Raw genomic sequence first — 17,112 nt, 5'->3', positions numbered from 1 at the left:
TTCAGCAGGCGTGGAGTCGGCAGGACAAGGCGTCGTCGGTTGCGTAGGCTGAATAGCCCGGCCTGCTTATCTTTGGATGACACAGGATTCGCAGGACCGGGCTACCCAGCGAGGCCAGGTTTGCTAGCCTACCTTTCAAGCTCTAGGGAAAGCTGATCTGGGTCGACTATGCCCTGTTGGAAAAGGTCCATTACCTTCACCGCTATTCGTTCGCGGTCAACCATGCACGCGAGCTTATGCTTCGCGCAGTAGTCGGTGACAGCTTTTGCAAGGATTGCGAGCTGGGCGGAGTCCGCCACACAATATGCCGGCATGCTTGTCTTCCCAAAAGCATGATAGCCGCTCCCAAGCGCCCGCGTGCCTCTACCCGGTACGGACGACCCGCGTATCATCGACTCAAATGTGACTGCTACGAGTCAATTCGAGGTGCAATTGACATGGGCCTAATCGGAGTGCCGGGACCATCAGGTTTGCTCCCGGAAATCCTTGAGCGAGGCGTGGCGAAGCTTCTCCTCGCCCTTCAAGAACTTCACCCGACCGACTAGGCCGGGCTTGAGCCATTCGGCCTTTTCCTTAGTCAAGCCCTTCGGCGGCGGCGCGCCGGTCTTGACCTTCACGCGGTCCCATAGGGCCTGCCGTTTGTCCGCTTTGAACGTGACGAACGCGCCGCCCATATAGCGGCCGTTGTCGGCCACAAGCACCATCGCCGGCTTCCCCGTCTCGCGCTTCACGCCGATGATATCCATCTCCTTCTCGACGTAGCACTTGATCTTCCGCCAGTTCATCGTCGAACCGCTGCGGTAGACGCTGTCCAGCCGTTTCGAGACGATGCCTTCCAGGCCCGCTTCGCAAGCCAGGTGGTAGACGGCATCGCCGGCGCCCGGCAGGGCCTCGCTGAATTGAACATGGCCGGCGGCAGGGATCAGGGCTTGGAGGACTTCGCGCCGATCCTGCAGCGCCATATCGCGCAGATCGTGGCCGTTGAGGTGGAGAAGATCGAACGCGACTAGATAGAGGTCTTGCGGTCGTCTGGTGATGGCCGACCGCAGCGCGTGGAAGGCGGACAGTCCGGCCTCATTGGTGACGATCACTTCACCCTCGATGATGAAGCTTTCCGCATCGAGTGCACTGGCCTCCTCAGCAAGCGGCCGATATTTCAACGTCCAGTCTATGCCGGTCTTGGTGTAGAGCCGGATGCCGCTGGCATCCTTGACCATTTGGGTGCGATAGCCGTCGAATTTAACCTCGTGGCTCCATTCGTCGCCCCTGGGCGGCTGTTCAACCAGCTCGGGCTCCATCGGACGAATGAAGGACAGCCGGGCGCCGCCGGCAGGCTTACACATCGGAACCCCACGCAACTCGAATTTGATTCAATATCGCAGATCCATAAGCGTTCCATTAGCTATTCGTAAAAAGCGAACGGAACGTTCTGTCTCGTTCGCTGTTCCTTCTAACCAGGAGGAGCAACCATGACGGACGACGACAAAACCAAGCGAGATTTTCGTGACCGCGACCGCGTCGCAGGTGACGAGGAATACGAGGTGGGGTATCTCGCCAGCAAGTTCGGGCTCACAATTCCTGAAGTCCGGAAACTCATCAAAGAGCACGGCAATGACCGGGAGGTGCTGGAGCGGGAAGCCAAGGCGCTAGGCGCACGGTGACAAAGCTTTCTGATCAAGGCCCAATGATCACCGGCAGGCGCAATGGCGGCCCGCTTGAGAACGAAGCCGATTATTTTTACCTGAGTCCGATCTGTGGGCAGCCGGTCGATATGCAGGATCTCAGCCAAGTGATGTGGCACGACAGGCCCGTGCACTATCGGTTAGAAATAGACGGTCGCCATCATTAGGAATCGCTTCGGCGATACCGGAACGGTTGCTGATCTGACTGTTGAAGTAGCGGCCCTTGCCGAAGGCCGATCGCAACGCGGCAAAGGTCTCTGGCGGGACGTCCTCAAACTCGTAGAGTCCCTGGCACGAACCACACCGAGAGTATCCGACTGTCCGGATCGTACTCTATTTTGCGTGTCAGGGTCGACGGCATGAGAGTAAACCACTCGGCAGCCGACGTGTTCCGATTTGCCAGGTCAGTATGCCGCCCGCCTGGCGGCAGAGATCGATAGCCGTCGATGGGTATTTGAGCGCGTGCGAGGTGCATTTCCCATGCATGGCGAGGGTCCCTGCAGGCATGTTCTTGCCCTGTCCGCCATAAAAGCGGCCTACCTGCGACGCGACCTCCGAGGCGGCTTACTTTGCCCGCAGAACGGCATCACCCGGAACGACTGCGAATAGTGCGTGAAGCGCTACCAACCTTGGCGGGCGTACCAGTCATCGATATCGCGGCGGACGCGGTCCTTCTCGATGCCGTAGCGTTCCTGAATCTTGCCTTCGAGCTGGTCGCGCTTGCCGGCGATGCGGTCGAGGTCGTCGTCGGTGAGCTTGCCCCACTGTTCCTTGACCTTGCCCTTGACCTGCTTCCAGTTTCCTTCGACGCGGTTCCAATCCATGGTACGGACCTCCTTTGACTGCATAGGGACTAACGGCGGCACCGGCCCGGAGTTCCTGACATAGCGAGGGAACATTTAGACGCTGCTGATGTTCCTGTTGAAGCACGGCGCGCAGTCTCTCCACCCCCCGCGAAAGGCGCGCTGCGGATTGGGTGAGCCCGGTCCAGCCCGCCCCGGTCACCCCGCCGGGGTGGGCATTTAATTGAGAGATCGACCAAGCCTTCGGGCCCCGCCCAGCTCGAGATCTATTTGTCGGAAATATTCCAGGAACCAAATTTTTCAGCTGCCTTCAACCGCTGTCGATTTAGTATCCTCGATCAGCCAGCGTCGTCAGGAAGGACAGGCGCGGGGTTGGCGAACCGCCTATTAGAGCGCGCTGTCACAGATCGAAATCCAGACTACTCCCGCATCGGAGAGTCGATCCGCTGCAGCGGAAGCACAGCGGGGCCGTTCAGAACAGCCCCATCCGGGCCGAAATGTGATCCATGGCAGGAGCAGTCCCAGCACTGCTCTGTCGAGTTCCAGGCGACTTCGCACCCCGCGTGCGTGCACCCGGCGGCATGTAGGTGAACGTTACCGGCCATGTCGCGACAAGCGGCGATCTTGCGCATTCCATCCCGCAAAATTCCACCTTGACCATGAGAGAGCTCATCGAGCGACTTCAATTCGCCAGGCAGCAGGTACCCGGCGAGATTTGTCACCGCCGAGGCGTTTTCTCGAACATAATTGACGAGGCCGGAAGGCGTTTTGCGTGAAGGTTCGTAAACTTCGCTCCAGGGATTGGATTCGCCGAGGATCAGATCCTTCAAAAGAAGTCCGGCAAGCGCGCCATGCGTGATGCCTTGTCCGGAGTCGCCAGTGACGACATAGACCGATGTGCTGCCGGGGTTGAGACCGATGAAGGCGCAATAATCGATCGTGTCGAGAACTTGTCCAGACCATCGCGTTACCTCTTTGCCCAAAGTTGGCACCAGCGAGCGTATCCATGCCTCGATCGCTTCGAACCGGATGTCGCCGTCGTCAGCTTCGCCCGATTTGTGGTCGGCGCCACCTACAATGAGATAGTCCACCGAGCCGGGGCCTGGGTTTATCCGGACGTAGTGATAGGGATCGCCAGTGTCCCAGAAGAGCGCATCTGGAAGATCGCCATGAGGCAGAGTGAAGGCCATCGCATACGTTCGGTATGGCGACATCTTAGTGTGCAGGCGAAAACGATTGTTGATCGGCGAATTGGTGGCAACGACGGCGTGTGATGCCGCGATCGATCCGCCGTTCTCAGTGGAGACGCGCACCCCGCCTTCCGCCAGTTCCTCAAGCGCCACCACGGTGCTGTTGGCAAAGATAAGACCGCCCCTCTCGCGTATAGCCGCGGCAAGTCCTCGAAGATACCGCAGCGGGTGGAAGGTTGCCTGGTTCGGATAACGAAGAACGGGCGCCTCTTCGAAGCCTTTGAGCGGCACACCGGTCACGAGTTTAGCAGCTGCACCTATCTTTCGCGCGGCATCGAACTCCTCCTGGCGCTGATTGAGGGCGGTTTTCGGCCGAATACCCATCGCCGGAAACAGGAAGGCATCCAGCCGGCGGAAGTTACAATCGATGCCCAGCTCGCCGGCGATCTCCTCAAGACGGGCGACCGCCGCTTCCTGGCTCTGCTGGAACAGTCGAGCCATCTCCTCACCGCGAATATTGATCAGTGCACCCAGCCCGTCGTCGCAAATCGGCGCGAGATGCGCTGTCGTTCGCGACGTCATGCCGGCGGCAATGGGGCCGCGATCAATCAGGACAACAGTCTCGCCCAGGGCGCTCAGTTCGTAGGCCACGGACAGTCCTGCAATTCCGGATCCTATGATTACCGTGTCGCAACGCTGCGTCCCTGAGAAACTTGGAGCGGCGGGATCGACCTCCACCTTCATCCAGAGAGACCGGGTCTGTTCGCCATGCGCGTTCATGCTCTAACTTTCGATCCCCCGATGCTCAGCGAGCAGCTTTCTGATTGACTTTCCGCTGGGCGATCGTGGTGAGCTTCTTGTCGGCCGCTTTTTCCTCGGTCAGAGTTGTGGCCAAAAGCTTCGCGACCGCATCTTTGCCGGTTTGTTCCGCCCAGGCGATGAGCGTTCCATATCGGCTGATCTCATAGTGCTCGACGGCTTGTGCTGCGATGATGAGCGCGGCATCGAGCACCTTCTTCTCGGCAACGTCTCCCGCGATCTCCTCGCCTCCTTGATGATGCCGTCGATCGCTGGGCAAGCGGTTCCCTTCGGCGATTCCCCGATCAACTCGAAAGCTTGTTCGAGACGTTGAACGTGTCTCTCGGTCTCTTCGAGGTGGCTCTTGAAAGCTGCAGTCAGGTCGCGGTTTGTCGCTTTCTGGACCATGTTGGGCAGCGCTTTCAGGATCTGCTCCTCAGCATAGTAGGTGTCCTGCAGCACATGCAGAAACAGATCGTCCATCGTCTTGATGTCTTTCGTGAAAAGTCCCATCGAGGCGCTCCTGACAGTTTGGGCGATAAGCTCCGGAACAACGCGGGGCAACAGCGGCTGTTCCAAATGGCGCGACCGGCGCTTCGTACCAAGCCAGCGCGGGGCAAGGTCCAACAATCAAGGAAATGAGGCTGACAATGCGTGCTTTCACAACGCGCTGAATTGGGTCTGGCGACCCTATTTTTTGCCGTTGTCGAACCGTTCCGGAACAATGCTGCCGAGTGTCAGTTTTGCTTAGCCGTTTGGCGCACGCGCCATCTGGCTTGGGCGAAATTGCATCGCACGTGCTCAGAATGAAGGCGACAACAATGGCGAAGAGGCGGAAACCAGCGACGCGGCCGACCACTGCTGATCGGCGGCCACATTCGTCAACGTTCTGGTGGACGGCGTGGGTAACGGCAGGTGTCGCTGTTGTACTAGTCGGCACGACAGGGACCATCCGCAGCAACAGCTCGCATGAGGCCGCCGTCGTGCAGCAAGTCGGCGGCGATGCCGAGCGCGCCATTCCGGCAATGATCCGCAATGGTTGCGGCGGATGCCATGAAATTCCCGGTGTGCCCGGCGCTCATGGGAGCGTCGGCCCGTCCCTGCAGGGCGTTGCTGAAAGAGCTTATATCGGCGGGCATGGGGGTCGGACCTCTTCCGATGCGATGATGCGTTGGATCAGCAGGGCGCGGGATGTCGATCCGAAGACGGCCATGCCGAACACCAACCTTTCGCCCCAGGAGGCGCGCGACATCACGGCGTATCTCTATGCGCGGACGTGAAATAGGAAAGACGTGGTACAAGTCGAAGACGGGCTGCTATCAGAAGGAGCAAGCCGAGCGATAAACCGGCACCGATGATCACCAGTACCTGGGCCGCCAGCAGGATGATCGTCTGTTCCGTTGTCGAGCCTGCCCGCATCTGGTGCACGTCGGCTGCCGTGACACTGAGTTCCGGATTTCCGAAACGGGCGGTCACATAATTGGCAAGGCTTGCCACCTGGCCGTCATCCAGCCAATCCGCGAAGGCCGCCATTGATTTGCGACCTGCTACGTCGCCCGCCTTGACTCCGGTTAGGATCGCCATGACGACATTCTCAGGAGTAGCCGCGCCGAGAGTGCTGTTGTGGGTCAGCGTGACATAGGAAGAGTCAGGCGACCCGCTGCCATCAAATCCATGGCAACCCGAACACAGGGATCCGTAAAGATGGCCCGCCGTGTTGGTGCTGGCTTGCGCCGCGTTGCTCGGTTCGGCAGCGCTGGCCGTAATCGTCCCACTCCATGAGAAACGGGGCTGCTGCTCGGCTCCGGATCGGGGAGGGACGTCCCTGAGATAGGCGACGATGGCGCGGATGTCGTCATCCGAAAGATGTTGCAGGCTGTTCATCACCGTTTCCGCCATTGGACCGCTGGCATAAGCCTTTCCAGCCGCGGCGCCTGTCTTGAGAAAGCGAAATAGCTCATCGTCGCTCCAGCCGCCGATGCCCGCCGTCTTATCGCCGGTGATGTTAAAGGCCTGCCAGATGCCCGCGGCACCGCCGGCGAGCTTGTGATCGTCATCCTCGCCGAATGTCACATTCCTCGGCGTGTGGCAGGCACCGCAGTGGCCGAGCACATCTACCAGATAGGCCCCCCGGTTCCAGGCCTCGGATCGACTTCGATCCAGCGTGAAGCTGCCGGGACGGTAGTTCGCGAGTTTCCACAGCCCGAGCGCCCAGCGCTGGTTGAATGGGAACGGCAGGGTATTTCGCGGTCGTGGCTGAATGATCGGCGTTTGCGCAAGGAGATAGGTCCTGATCGCGAGCACCTCCTCGCGGCTCATCCTGGCGAAGCTGTCGTACGGCATGGCCGGATAAAGATTGGTCCCGTCCCGCCTTACGCCTTCCCGGACGGCTCGCACGAATTCGTCTTCGGAATAGCGTCCAATGCCTGTGTCATGGTCCGGCGTGATGTTGGTAGAATAGACATCGCCGAAGGGCGTCGGCACACGATAGCCGCCGGCGAACAGTCGACTTGGGTTGGAGGTGTGACACCCGACGCAGTCGGCGGCTCGTGCAAGATATTCACCCCTCAGGATTTCATTTGCTGACAGTTCGCCGCAAAGGGCCAACAATGCCAGGCTGGCAGCGATGAGCCGGAGGACGGTGGCTGCGAAAGCCTGAAGCAGGGCAGAACTGGAGCAGAGGAGCCCGCCGCACAGCATAGGGCAGCGCGGGCTCAGGCCGGTGCCCACGGTTTCCGGCCCTCGCGCGGGCCAGTGCGACTGCCGTTGGCAGCAGATCGGCCGCCGCAGGCATCCCGGCACACTCACAGTTCGCACCCACTGAAGATCAGCCCGGCCGCCATTTGCGCGAGCATGGCGAGTGCAAACAGCGCTCCGATGCCGACCGAGGCTCTGGCGAGAAAGCGCCTCGCGCGCGCCTGCAGAGGCGGGCTTGTGCCGTAGCTGGCGTGGCGGAGCGCGCGCCAGGACAGCAGTACCTGCCAATGCGGCGGCGGCAGCCAACAGCGAGAACAGTGCCGTGGGACGAAAGCCGGCATGGCACTGCCAGTCGGCAATCGCATAGTCGAGCTGCAGCGACACTGCCCAAGCGGTTGGCCCGCTGGCAAAGCCAGCCCAGGAAATGCCATTGCGGATCGCCTGCATATCACATCCTCGGCGTCCAATAGATGACGAGATAGAGCACCATCCACGAGGCGACTACGAAGTCCCAGTAGAACACATTGTCCGACACGTCGCTGAGGCGGCGGCCGGCCTTGCCCTTTTGCGTGAACATCAGGACAGCGAGTACGATCGTGTCTCCGACGTCGGTGAGAAGATGTGATGTGTGCAGCGAGAGGAGGAACCAAACGATCGAACCGTAGGCGTTCTGGTCCCACGAGATGTGAAGCGCGGGAAATTCCCAGATACGCACGATCAGGGGAAGAATCCCTACGATCGTCATTACGACCATGCCGGCGCGGACCTTTTGAAGGTCGTGCTGTCTAGCCCAGCGGTCGACTATATGATTGGGGACAATGCTAACGAGCAGAATAATCAATATTGCCGTGCCCGGTGCAAGATCAGGTGCGGGTGCCGCAATCGGCCAGTGCCGGGCCAGGACAGCCAGGTAGAAATAGGTACCAATCGCCAGAGCGAAACCGGCCGCTTCAAGGGCAATGAAGGCGAGTGTTCCCCACCACATCGGGCTCGCCGCGCCGAAGTCATATGTGGGGAGGTGGCTGACATCGACGATAGGGCGTTTTTTCATTCCACGTCCTCCGGTTCGTCCTTCGGCCAGAACCAGCAGATGAAGCCGAATGAGACCGGTATCGCACCCCACACCACAGCCCATGGGGTGTAGATTGAGGCGAAGAATGTACCGCCTACGGCGATCGCTGAGAGCAGAGGCCAGATCGAATTATCAGCCGATGGCACGCGCAATTGCGGCACAGCGTCCGCAACCGTGCCGCCGACCACTTCGCGCGTATCGACACGCAAACCCTCGATAACTGGGAGTGTGTCGGGCTCTGCCCAAAGTGGATCGCGATGAGTCACCACCGGCAAGTGCGCAAAATTATAGGACGGCGGCGGTGACGTCGCAGCCCATTCGAGCGTGCTCGCACCCCACGGATTGTCGCCGGCGAGGCGGCCGCTCCGAAGGCTGAGCAGCATGTTCAGAAAGAAGAGCGCGAAGCCGGCGAACAGAACCATTGATGAAAGACTGATGAAGAGGTTCACGCTGCCCCAGCCGCTTTCCAGCGGATAGGTGTAGACACGGCGCGGCATGCCCTGCAGCCCGAGGATGTGCATCGGGAAGAAGGTGAGGTTGAAGCCGACGAATACAAACCAGAAATTCCAGTGGCCGAGCCGCTCCGAAAGCAAGCGGCCGGTGACCTTGGGAAACCAGTAGTAGACGGCGCCGAGAAGGGGAAAGACAGCGCCGCCGACAAGCACATAATGGAAGTGCGCGACCACAAAATAGGTGTCGTGCACCTGCAGGTCGAGCGGCACCGAGGCGACCATGACTCCCGTCAGGCCGCCGATGACGAAGGTGAAGATGAAGCCGAGCACGAAAAGCAGCGGTGTGGCAAAGATGGGCTTGCCACCCCAGATCGTCGCAATCCAGCAGAATATCTGGATGCCGCTCGGGATGGCGATCATCATCGAGGAGGCGGTGAAGAAGCTTTCGCCAAGCTGCGGCAGACCGGTGGCGAACATGTGATGCACCCACAGTCCAAAAGAGAGGAAGCCGATTGCAATCAACGACAACACAATCCCGAGATAGCCGAAGACGGGGCGACGGACGAAGGTGGGCAGAATCGCCGAGACAAAGCCGGTCGCTGGAATAAATATGATATAAACTTCGGGGTGACCGAAGAACCAGAACAGATGCTGCCAGAGCAGCACATCGCCCCCCGCGGCTGAATCGAAGAACTTGGTGCCGACAAGCCGGTCGAGGATCAACATTGTGCTCGAGACCATTACGGCCGGCATGGCGAATAGTATGACAAAGGCTGTGACCAGCACCGACCAGACATAGAGCGGAATGCGGTCGAGGGTCATGCCGGGGGCGCGCTGTTTGAATACCGTCGCAATGATCTCGACGGCAACCGCCAGAGCCGATACTTCCGTGTAGGTCACCATCTGCGCCCAGAAGTCCGGGCGCTTGCCAATGCCATAGTCCGGTCCGGCGAGCGGAACGTAGGAAAACCAGCCGGCATCTGCGCCTGTATTGAAGGCGAATGCTATCCAAATCATCATCCCGCCTGAAACGTAGATCCAGTAGCTAAAGGCATTGAGGCGGGGGAAGGCCACGTTGCGCGTGCCAATCATCAGCGGTACCAGGTAGACGGCGAACGCCTCCATTACCGGCACGGCGAACAGAAACATCATCGTCGTGCCATGCATGGTGAAGAGCTGATTGTAGAAGTCTGGGCTTATACGGCCAGCCTCGGGCGCAGCGAGCTGAAAGCGCATGGCGAGTGCTGACAGACCCGCAAGAATGAGAAACAAGAAAGCCGTCACGACGTAGCGCCGGCCGATCAGCTTATGATCGACCGTGGCCAGCCAGCCATACAGCCCTTTTGGTGTCTGCCAGGCATGTGCGAGAAAAGCGCGCAGCCTCGCCTCGTCGAGGCCGGTGTCGCGAATGCCTTGCGGCCCCACTTCCAGTATTCGCTCTGCCTTCTTTTCCCCAATGCCACTCATTCAAGGCTTCCAAGATAGGTAGCAACCGCGTTGAGATCGTCGGCGCTAAGGGCAATGCGCGGCATCTTCGCGCCAGGCTTTATCGATTGAGGATCGGCAATCCACGCAGCAAGGGCGCCCGGCGTCATGGCAAGCGTATCGGCGGCTAGTGAGCGGCGGCCAGCCACGTGGGTCAGGTCAGGTCCGACCGTCCCACTGGCAGGTGTGCCCCTGATCGCATGGCAGAGCGCGCAGCCAGTCCCGAGAAAAGCCGCCTGGCCGCGGCGTTCTTCATCGGCGGTGGGCATGGCCGCGTCGGTGTCTTGCCTGGATCGCCAGGCGTCAAACGCTTCGCGGCTTTCCGCGACAACAGTGATCGCCATATGGGCATGCTGGTAGCCGCAGAACTCGGCGCACTGACCGCGATATATGCCGGGCTTGTCGGCGATGAAGGTCAGTTCGCTCGGCCGGCCCGGAATGAGGTCCCTTTTTCCTGCAAGGCTTGGAACCCAGAAGCTGTGAATGACATCCAGCGAATCGAGTTTGACCTTCACGGACTCGCCGACCGGAACATGGATCTCATTCGCCGTGACGATCGCCTGCGACGAATCGGTTTTGGGATAGCGTATCTCCCACCACCATTGATGACCTGTGACACGGACGGTGACCGTCTCGCTTCCGCTCAGCGAAGCGATCGACTTGCCAGCAAAAAAGCTTCCTATCGTCAACGCAATGAGAACCACCACTGTCAAAGCCGTGGCGCTTCCGACAGCACGGATCAGCCGGCGTTCTTGATGAGAATCGATCTGCAGCGGTGATCGCGACGTCTCCGCCAAGTGGCGTCGGAAAAGCGCCATTGCCAGGACCAGCATGACAAGAAGCCACGTCGTTACGGCAACCGCGCCGAAGGTCCAGATGAGATCAAATATTTTTCGGGCGTTCGCACCATGCGCATGAAGCGTCGATTGCCAGTCGCTGCATCCCGTTAGAAACAATGTCGACGCAGCAGTTGCTCCTCTCAGGCCCTGTCCCGCACCCTTTTCCGAAAGGGTGGCGACAAAATTTCTGGATGAGATCTGAATTCTATGTGCAAAGGCGGGGAGGATTGAGGATCGTCTCCGCTTCCGACGGCAGATTAACGAGCTCATGCACCTTGCCATGACGAATCTACCATCAAGCCGAGAACATAACGCGGCCGGTTGTAAAAGGATGCTCAGCACCGTCGTTTCTGGTTCGAAATCGGTGCGATGTCATGCGGCAACACCTGACGCCAAGGCATGCTTGAAAACCCAGCTAAATGAGTCCTCTGGAGGGCCGTGGACATGTGCCCATTTAAGTGAAGGGCAAGGTGAAACGACTCAACAGCGCATATCAGGGGAGATATTCGCTACGGCAACCCATTCTCAGGGATGCTAATATTTCAGCCGCCTTCAGCAAGGCGTCTGAGGGGATCAGAACGAGATCTATACTTCAAAGGAGACCATTACGGGCCGGGGTCTTTCGGGGAACAACTCTGACTGGTAACGATTTCCCTGCTGGAACATGAGCTTTCTTTGCCCGATGCCAGAGTGGAACCAACGGGTTGAGTTCCGGATAGTAGCCGGCACAGTTCCCCTCGGGAATCGAATAGGATGTGACCCGTAAACCGCGCACGCGCCGCTCCACACCATCATCGGCATGGGTTTCGAGATCGATTTCCTGCCCCGCACTTAACCCGAAACGCTGGATGTCCGCCTCATTCATGAGAAGCACCATGCGGGTTCCGTAGATGCCGCGCAGCCTGTCGTCATAGCCGTAGACGGTGGTGTTGAACTGATCATTGGAGCGAACTGTGATCAGCGTCAGCACATTGTCACCCGAGAGATCGATATCGGGATTTGCCTCGAGCATCGACGGCAACTTGAAATTGGCTTTCTTGTTCGGTGTCTCCCACACGCGTTTCGACGCCTTGATATCACGGTGAAAGCCGCCGGGGTCGAGAAACCGCGTGTTGAAATCGCGGAAGTGTTGAGGATAGCACCGTTCGATCTCATTGCGGATACGCGAATAATCAGCAACCCATTGGTCCCATGGGATGGAACTTTTGTTCGGCACCGTGGCCTTGGCAAGTTCGGCGACGATCTTTGGCTCCGAAAGCAGGTTTGGCGACGCGGGAGGCCGCGATCCAAAGGAGCCGTGGATGCATGCGGTCGAATCTTCTATCGAGACGGTCTGGTCGCCGCTTGCCTGGTGATCTCTTTCCAGCCGCGACAGGCAGGGGAGAAGATAGGTGACGGCTCCCGGGATGAGATGGCTGCGGTTGAGCTTGGTTGCGATCTCGACATGAATGCCCAGTCCACGCCAAGCCTTTTCGACCAGGCCGGTTTCCGGCACTGCGCGAACGAAATTGCCTCCCAGTCCGATGAAGCCATTCACCCATCCCCCGATAACGCCTTCGCAGGTCTCGACCGTGTCGAGGCCTTTCTCGCGCGGTGGCTCGAAGGCGTAGAACTCGGCGAATCTGTCCAAGGGAGCGAGTTCGGGTTTTTCAGTTATGCCGACAGTGCGCTGGCCTTGAACATTTGAATGGCCGCGCAGTGGCGAAATGCCGGCCCCGGGTTTGCCCATATTGCCGCGCATCAGCAGCAGGTTGCATAGCATCTGGACATTCTCGGTGCCATGCCGGTGCTGCGTCAGGCCCATGCCGTAATTTCCGATTACAGCACGGGAAAGGCTGTAGATTTTCGCGACATGCTCCAGATCGGCCTGAGCGATACCGGAGCGTCTGACGATATCGTTCCAGCTGGCGTCGCGCAGATACGATTCGAATTCGGCAAAGCCGTGGGTGTGCTCGGCGATGAAATCGACGTCCAGGACACGCTGACTTGCGCGCTCACACGCAGCATCGTCGAGCGCAAGCACCGCCTTGGCGATACCAGTCATGGCTGCGATGTCACCACCGCAACGAACCTGGAAGAAGTCGCTGGACATCTTGGTGCCAGGCCCCGGCGATAACATGTCGACAGGGTTTTGCGGATTCTTGAACCGCTTCAGACCTCGCTCGGGCAAAGGATTGAAAGTGAACACTGGCACCTGTCGTTGGCGTGCCTCCTGCAATGGATGCAGCAGCCGCGGCGCCGTGACGCCGGTGTTATGGCCGAAGAAGAACATCATGTCAGTTTTCGAGAAGTCCTCGAGTTGAACGGTCCCAACCGGGGAGCCGATCGACTCGGGCAGGCCGACCGAGGTCGATTCGTGGCACATGTTCGACGAATCCGGCAGGTTGGATGAACCGTAGATGCGCGCGAAAAGCTGATACATGAATGAGGCCTCCAGCGAGGCACGGCCGGAGGAGTAGAAGACAACCGATTTCGGATTGAGCCGCTGGAGCTCGACGGCGATCTCGCGGAATGCACTTTCCCAGGCAACCGGTTCATACTGGTCGGTGACCGGATTGTAGCGCATGGGGTCCGTCAAGCGGCCTTGCTTTTCCAAGTCCCGGTCCGGCCAATCGAGCAACTCCGCGACCTTGTGCTGCGCGAAGAAATCCGGCCCGCAGCGCAGTTTCGTCTGATCCCACATCGTGGCCTTAGCGCCGTTTTCACAGAACTCGAAAGGCCTCGGATCAGCCGGTTTCGCCCATGAGCAGGACACGCACATATAGCCGTCTGCCTTGTTCTGCTTGAGCAGCGTGCTCCATATTCCCGAGATCAACAGGCCTTCGCTGCGCGCGTGACGCGCCAGGGAACGAAGCGACCCCCAGCCCCCGGTCGGGTGTTCGTATTTCTTTATTTCGATGTGATCGGCCACGGCAGGTTTCATGGAGGGCACCTAGCAAGAGACAAAAAATAGAACCCCGCCCTCGACCGATTGTTCCCGTCGGGCCGGCCAAGCCACCGAGTCCCTTTGAGCAAACCGGACTGCCGACCGAATACTCCTTCGCCACATACAGCGCTGCGGAACATTTTCCTCAGTCATCGATTGAAACACGAGCCGGAGAATTCGGCCGGGTGTGGATCGCGTATTCAGTCTGACTCGACAAAACGCGTCGGTACGGTCGCGAGATTCAATTGTCGCGTGGTAAGAAGATGGGATTGTTCTCTGTCAGCAAGAGCAATCAGGGTGCCAGCAACTCGGCTATTCATAGTGTAAACACCACAAAATTCAGCTACTCTATACTTAATTTACTGTGCTTTGTCCTGATGCCGGCTGTGTTATCGGCATGCTCCTCATCGGAAGACCAGATTGGCAGCCAATTGAGAACTGCGGCTTCCGCCGCAGAAACGGCATCGATGGCCCTGGACGCCTGGCTCGCGGGGGCGGCTCCTCAAAATTATACGTCACGCACGCTGCAATCGATCAGCCGGAAGCTCTCCGATGCCGAAACCCAAATCCAATCAGCCGATTCACCTGAGGTCTCCGAGCGAGCCAGACTGATCACGGCCATCAGCCGCCTGGCGGCCGCGGTAGCGAACGCAGAGGTGGGATTACAGGACAACAACCCCGCGAAAGTGGAGCGAGCGCAGCGGGATGTGCGAAACGCTATTGCCGCCCTGGCCGCCACCTATACCAAATCCTTTAGCCCGCACCCATGAAGAAGGTCCTCGAAATATCGTTGGGTGTTGTCACCAGCGTTGGTGGTTTTCTCGAAGTCGGTTCACTGACGACAGCCGTTCAAGCCGGTGCAGCATTCCATTTCCAGCTGATCTGGGCGATCGTTCTGGGGACGATCTGCATCATCTTCCTCGTCGAGATGGCAGGCCGCTTCGCTGCCGTGAGCCATCATACCATCGCCGATGGGATTCGGGAGCGATTTGGCTTCAACGCCTTCCTCTGGCCGCTTCTGGCGGTCCTTCTGGTCAACCTCCTGGTCATGTCGGCTGAGATCGGCGGCGTTGCCATTGCGCTCGAACTTGCCACCGGAATCGGCTTCCAATGGTGGGCGCTTCTGGTGGCATTGCTGGCCTGGGTGTTTCTCTGGAAAGGCACGTTCGGCTTTATCGAAAAAGGCGTTTCGATTCTCGGGCTGGTCACACTGTGTTTTGTGGTCGGCGCGGTGATGCTTAAGCCCGGTTGGGGTCAGGTCGCGGCGGGCGCTATTCCCACTGTGCCAAACCATGACGCGGCCAATTACTGGTTCATGGCCGTCAGCATTCTTGGGGCGTCAATTTCGCCTTATCTATTCATGTTTTACTCCTCGGGAGCGATCGAGGACCGGTGGGACGAAAGCTATCTCGGGGCCAATCGCGCCATTGCGGCGATGGGTATGAGCTTTGGCGGCACGATTTCCGTCAGCGTGCTGATCGTCGCCGCGCTTGTGCTTTCCCCACACGGCATAGACCAGGTGGACGACTACCATCAGTTGCCGCTGATCCTGATCCCGATATTCGGCTTCTGGGGCTTTGTCCTGTTCATTGCTTCGCTCGGTATAGCTTGCTTCGGTGCTGTGCTCGAAGTTGGACTGCAGCAGGCCTATCTCATGGCCCAAGGTTTCGGCTGGACATGGGGCGAGGACCAGAAACCGCGCGACAATCCTGGCTTCAGCACGGTTTACACGGTGGCGTTGTTTCTCAGCGCCCTACCGATTGCGGCCGGCCTTGACCCGCTGAAGCTCACGATCTTCTCAATGGCGCTGACGGCTGCCAGCCTGCCTCTCAGCGTGATTCCCTTCCTCTTCCTGATGAACGACAAGCGCTATGTCGGCAAGCATCGCAATGGGATGGTCTCGAATGCCGCGGTCATCTTTGTTATTGCGCTTGGCTTCGTGCTGGCGATTGTGGCGATCCCCTTGCAAATATTCGGAGGCACGTGATGGATCTGGTCCGCGACATTTTGGACAAGCAAGTGATCGACCGCGAGCAGGTCAAGATCGGCAAGGTCGATGGCCTGGTGGCGGAACTGAGGCCAGGCAAGCCACCAAGGATCGTTGCGATCGAACTAGGATCGATTGCGCTGGCACGCCGGCTAGGTGCACGGCCCGGACGCTGGATGGCGGGACTGTCGGCAAGGCTGGGCGGCAAACGCCACGGCGAGCCGCATCGGATCGCCTGGAACAAGGTGCGCGACATCGGCATCGATATCGAGTTCGACATCGACGTCCGCGAGACGGCAATCTTCGATTGGCAAAACTGGTTGCGCGACCACGTCGTCGGCCGCATCCCGGGAGCAGGCTGATGGCCACAACCATCAATCTCGAGCGGCTGGTTGGCCGATGCGTGTTATCGCCACGCGGGAAAAGCATCGGCTACATCGAGGAGATTCTCGCCGAAAAGGACGGGCACGATCTCGTCATTACCGAATTCCATATCGGCATCTACGCCGCATTCGAGCGACTTTCCGCTTCCGCGATAGGCGCGGCAGTGCTCGATGCATTTCGGTTACGCCGTGACGGTGGCTTTTATCGAATTCCTTGGGACAAGATCGATATATCCAACCCCACGCAGCCGAGGCTTTTGTGTCCGATGGCGGACCTTGCCCGCATGAAAGGGGACATCGGACAGTCGCAAGATCAAAAGAAGTCCCGCAAAAGCCAGGCAAAGCGCTAGCGCACGAGGCTCGCCACAACGAAGACCGCCGCTGCAATAAAAACCAACGCGGCAATCACCAGCAATGGCCAGTTGCTGCCGGGCCGGGCTTCGACTTCATCCTCCATCGGTCGCACGGCATCGGCAAAGCTAGCTTCGTTCTTGAATCGCGGAGCGTTCTCTGGAGGCTTATGTCCAGCGAGGTTTGGCGCATCTGCCGCTTCTGCGTCGGTACTGAGAGGCGCGGCGGCAGGGTCAAATCCCGGAGTCTTGTCAGGCCCAGCCTGAGCATGGGCATTCTCTGCCGGCGTTTGACGTGGCGGTGTTGCCATGGACGGCTCCTTTGCAGTCAAACTTCGGTTCGGCCCCGCGGTTCCAATCTCCTGCGAATATTTGAACCCGACCCCATGGAATTGCCGGAACATGCCTTTGGCGGGGGCGTTGAATTGCCGGACGACGACCCTCGAGG

16 protein-coding genes and 1 pseudogene are annotated in these 17,112 nt (G+C 59.1%); 6 read left to right on the top strand and 11 right to left on the bottom strand.

All coding sequences use genetic code 11. The features are described from left to right. Positions 1–464: 464 nt before the first annotated feature. Positions 465–1,343, bottom strand: coding sequence for an RNA ligase family protein (locus EJ070_RS03850; protein ID WP_126090126.1), 879 nt, complete (start codon positions 1,341–1,343; stop codon positions 465–467). Between the two features lie 126 nt (positions 1,344–1,469). Here EJ070_RS03850 and EJ070_RS03845 point away from each other — a divergent pair, with 126 nt between their 5' ends. Next, positions 1,470–1,661, top strand: a complete 192-nt coding sequence (locus EJ070_RS03845) for a DUF3606 domain-containing protein (protein ID WP_126090125.1) — start codon at positions 1,470–1,472, stop codon at positions 1,659–1,661. 120 nt (positions 1,662–1,781) lie between these two features. Here the strand turns inward: EJ070_RS03845 and EJ070_RS37605 are convergent, their stop codons facing one another. The 4 genes and pseudogenes from EJ070_RS37605 to EJ070_RS03820 form a co-directional block, all read right to left on the bottom strand. Beyond that, positions 1,782–1,925 (bottom strand): hypothetical protein, encoded by a 144-nt coding sequence (locus EJ070_RS37605; protein WP_348627498.1) that lies wholly within the window; start codon positions 1,923–1,925, stop codon positions 1,782–1,784. 377 nt (positions 1,926–2,302) lie between these two features. Beyond that, a complete protein-coding gene (locus tag EJ070_RS03830) occupies positions 2,303–2,506 on the bottom strand; it encodes a CsbD family protein (RefSeq protein WP_126090123.1) in 204 nt (67 codons plus the stop codon). A gap of 398 nt (positions 2,507–2,904) precedes the next feature. Beyond that, positions 2,905–4,455, bottom strand: a complete 1,551-nt coding sequence (locus EJ070_RS03825; protein WP_126090122.1) for an FAD-dependent oxidoreductase — start codon at positions 4,453–4,455, stop codon at positions 2,905–2,907. A gap of 25 nt (positions 4,456–4,480) precedes the next feature. After that, positions 4,481–4,986, bottom strand: a pseudogene (locus tag EJ070_RS03820) (ferritin-like domain-containing protein). 263 nt (positions 4,987–5,249) lie between these two features. On the opposite strand from EJ070_RS03820, the gene EJ070_RS03815 reads away from it, so the two are divergent. Next, positions 5,250–5,753, top strand: coding sequence for a c-type cytochrome (locus EJ070_RS03815; protein WP_245464809.1), 504 nt, complete (start codon positions 5,250–5,252; stop codon positions 5,751–5,753). On the opposite strand, the gene EJ070_RS03810 is transcribed toward EJ070_RS03815, so the two are convergent. The 5 genes from EJ070_RS03810 to EJ070_RS03785 all read right to left on the bottom strand — a co-directional run bounded on the left by EJ070_RS03810 (position 5,725) and on the right by EJ070_RS03785 (position 13,941). After that, positions 5,725–7,617 (bottom strand): cytochrome c, encoded by a 1,893-nt coding sequence (locus EJ070_RS03810; protein WP_189350355.1) that lies wholly within the window; start codon positions 7,615–7,617, stop codon positions 5,725–5,727. The genes EJ070_RS03815 and EJ070_RS03810 overlap by 29 nt on opposite strands. A 1-nt stretch (position 7,618) precedes the next feature. After that, positions 7,619–8,221 (bottom strand): cytochrome C oxidase subunit III, encoded by a 603-nt coding sequence (locus EJ070_RS03800; protein WP_126090121.1) that lies wholly within the window; start codon positions 8,219–8,221, stop codon positions 7,619–7,621. Then, positions 8,218–10,161, bottom strand: a complete 1,944-nt coding sequence (gene ctaD, locus EJ070_RS03795; protein WP_126090120.1) for a cytochrome c oxidase subunit I — start codon at positions 10,159–10,161, stop codon at positions 8,218–8,220. Before ctaD ends, EJ070_RS03800 begins: the two co-directional genes overlap by 4 nt. After that, positions 10,158–11,288 (bottom strand): cytochrome c oxidase subunit II, encoded by a 1,131-nt coding sequence (gene coxB, locus EJ070_RS03790; protein ID WP_245464808.1) that lies wholly within the window; start codon positions 11,286–11,288, stop codon positions 10,158–10,160. Before coxB ends, ctaD begins: the two co-directional genes overlap by 4 nt. 322 nt (positions 11,289–11,610) lie before the next feature. Then, complete coding sequence (locus EJ070_RS03785) at positions 11,611–13,941, bottom strand: FdhF/YdeP family oxidoreductase (protein ID WP_126090119.1); 2,331 nt, start codon at positions 13,939–13,941, stop codon at positions 11,611–11,613. 248 nt (positions 13,942–14,189) lie between these two features. Here EJ070_RS03785 and EJ070_RS03780 point away from each other — a divergent pair, with 248 nt between their 5' ends. From EJ070_RS03780 to EJ070_RS03765, 4 genes are read left to right on the top strand one after another with little or no spacing between them, the layout of a single operon-like run. After that, positions 14,190–14,714 carry a hypothetical protein gene (locus EJ070_RS03780; protein WP_245464807.1) on the top strand — a complete coding sequence of 175 codons (525 nt, stop codon included), beginning with the start codon at positions 14,190–14,192 and terminating at the stop codon, positions 14,712–14,714. After that, a complete protein-coding gene (locus EJ070_RS03775) occupies positions 14,711–15,931 on the top strand; it encodes a divalent metal cation transporter (protein WP_126090118.1) in 1,221 nt (406 codons plus the stop codon). Before EJ070_RS03780 ends, EJ070_RS03775 begins: the two co-directional genes overlap by 4 nt. After that, the gene (locus EJ070_RS03770; RefSeq protein WP_126090117.1) at positions 15,931–16,293 is read left to right on the top strand and encodes a hypothetical protein; all 363 of its coding nucleotides are present in this window, start codon (positions 15,931–15,933) and stop codon (positions 16,291–16,293) included. The genes EJ070_RS03775 and EJ070_RS03770 overlap by 1 nt, the downstream gene beginning before the upstream one ends. Then, positions 16,293–16,664 (top strand): hypothetical protein, encoded by a 372-nt coding sequence (locus tag EJ070_RS03765; RefSeq protein ID WP_126090116.1) that lies wholly within the window; start codon positions 16,293–16,295, stop codon positions 16,662–16,664. The genes EJ070_RS03770 and EJ070_RS03765 overlap by 1 nt, the downstream gene beginning before the upstream one ends. Here the strand turns inward: EJ070_RS03765 and EJ070_RS03760 are convergent. Next, complete coding sequence (locus tag EJ070_RS03760) at positions 16,661–16,975, bottom strand: hypothetical protein (protein WP_126090115.1); 315 nt, start codon at positions 16,973–16,975, stop codon at positions 16,661–16,663. The two genes, EJ070_RS03765 and EJ070_RS03760, sit on opposite strands and share 4 nt — an antisense overlap. Positions 16,976–17,112: the final 137 nt, after the last annotated feature.

It is taken from the genome of Mesorhizobium sp. M1E.F.Ca.ET.045.02.1.1 (assembly GCF_003952485.1).
In the GTDB taxonomy this organism is placed as follows: domain Bacteria; phylum Pseudomonadota; class Alphaproteobacteria; order Rhizobiales; family Rhizobiaceae; genus Mesorhizobium.
This window is presented reverse-complemented; position numbering and strand designations above follow the sequence as displayed.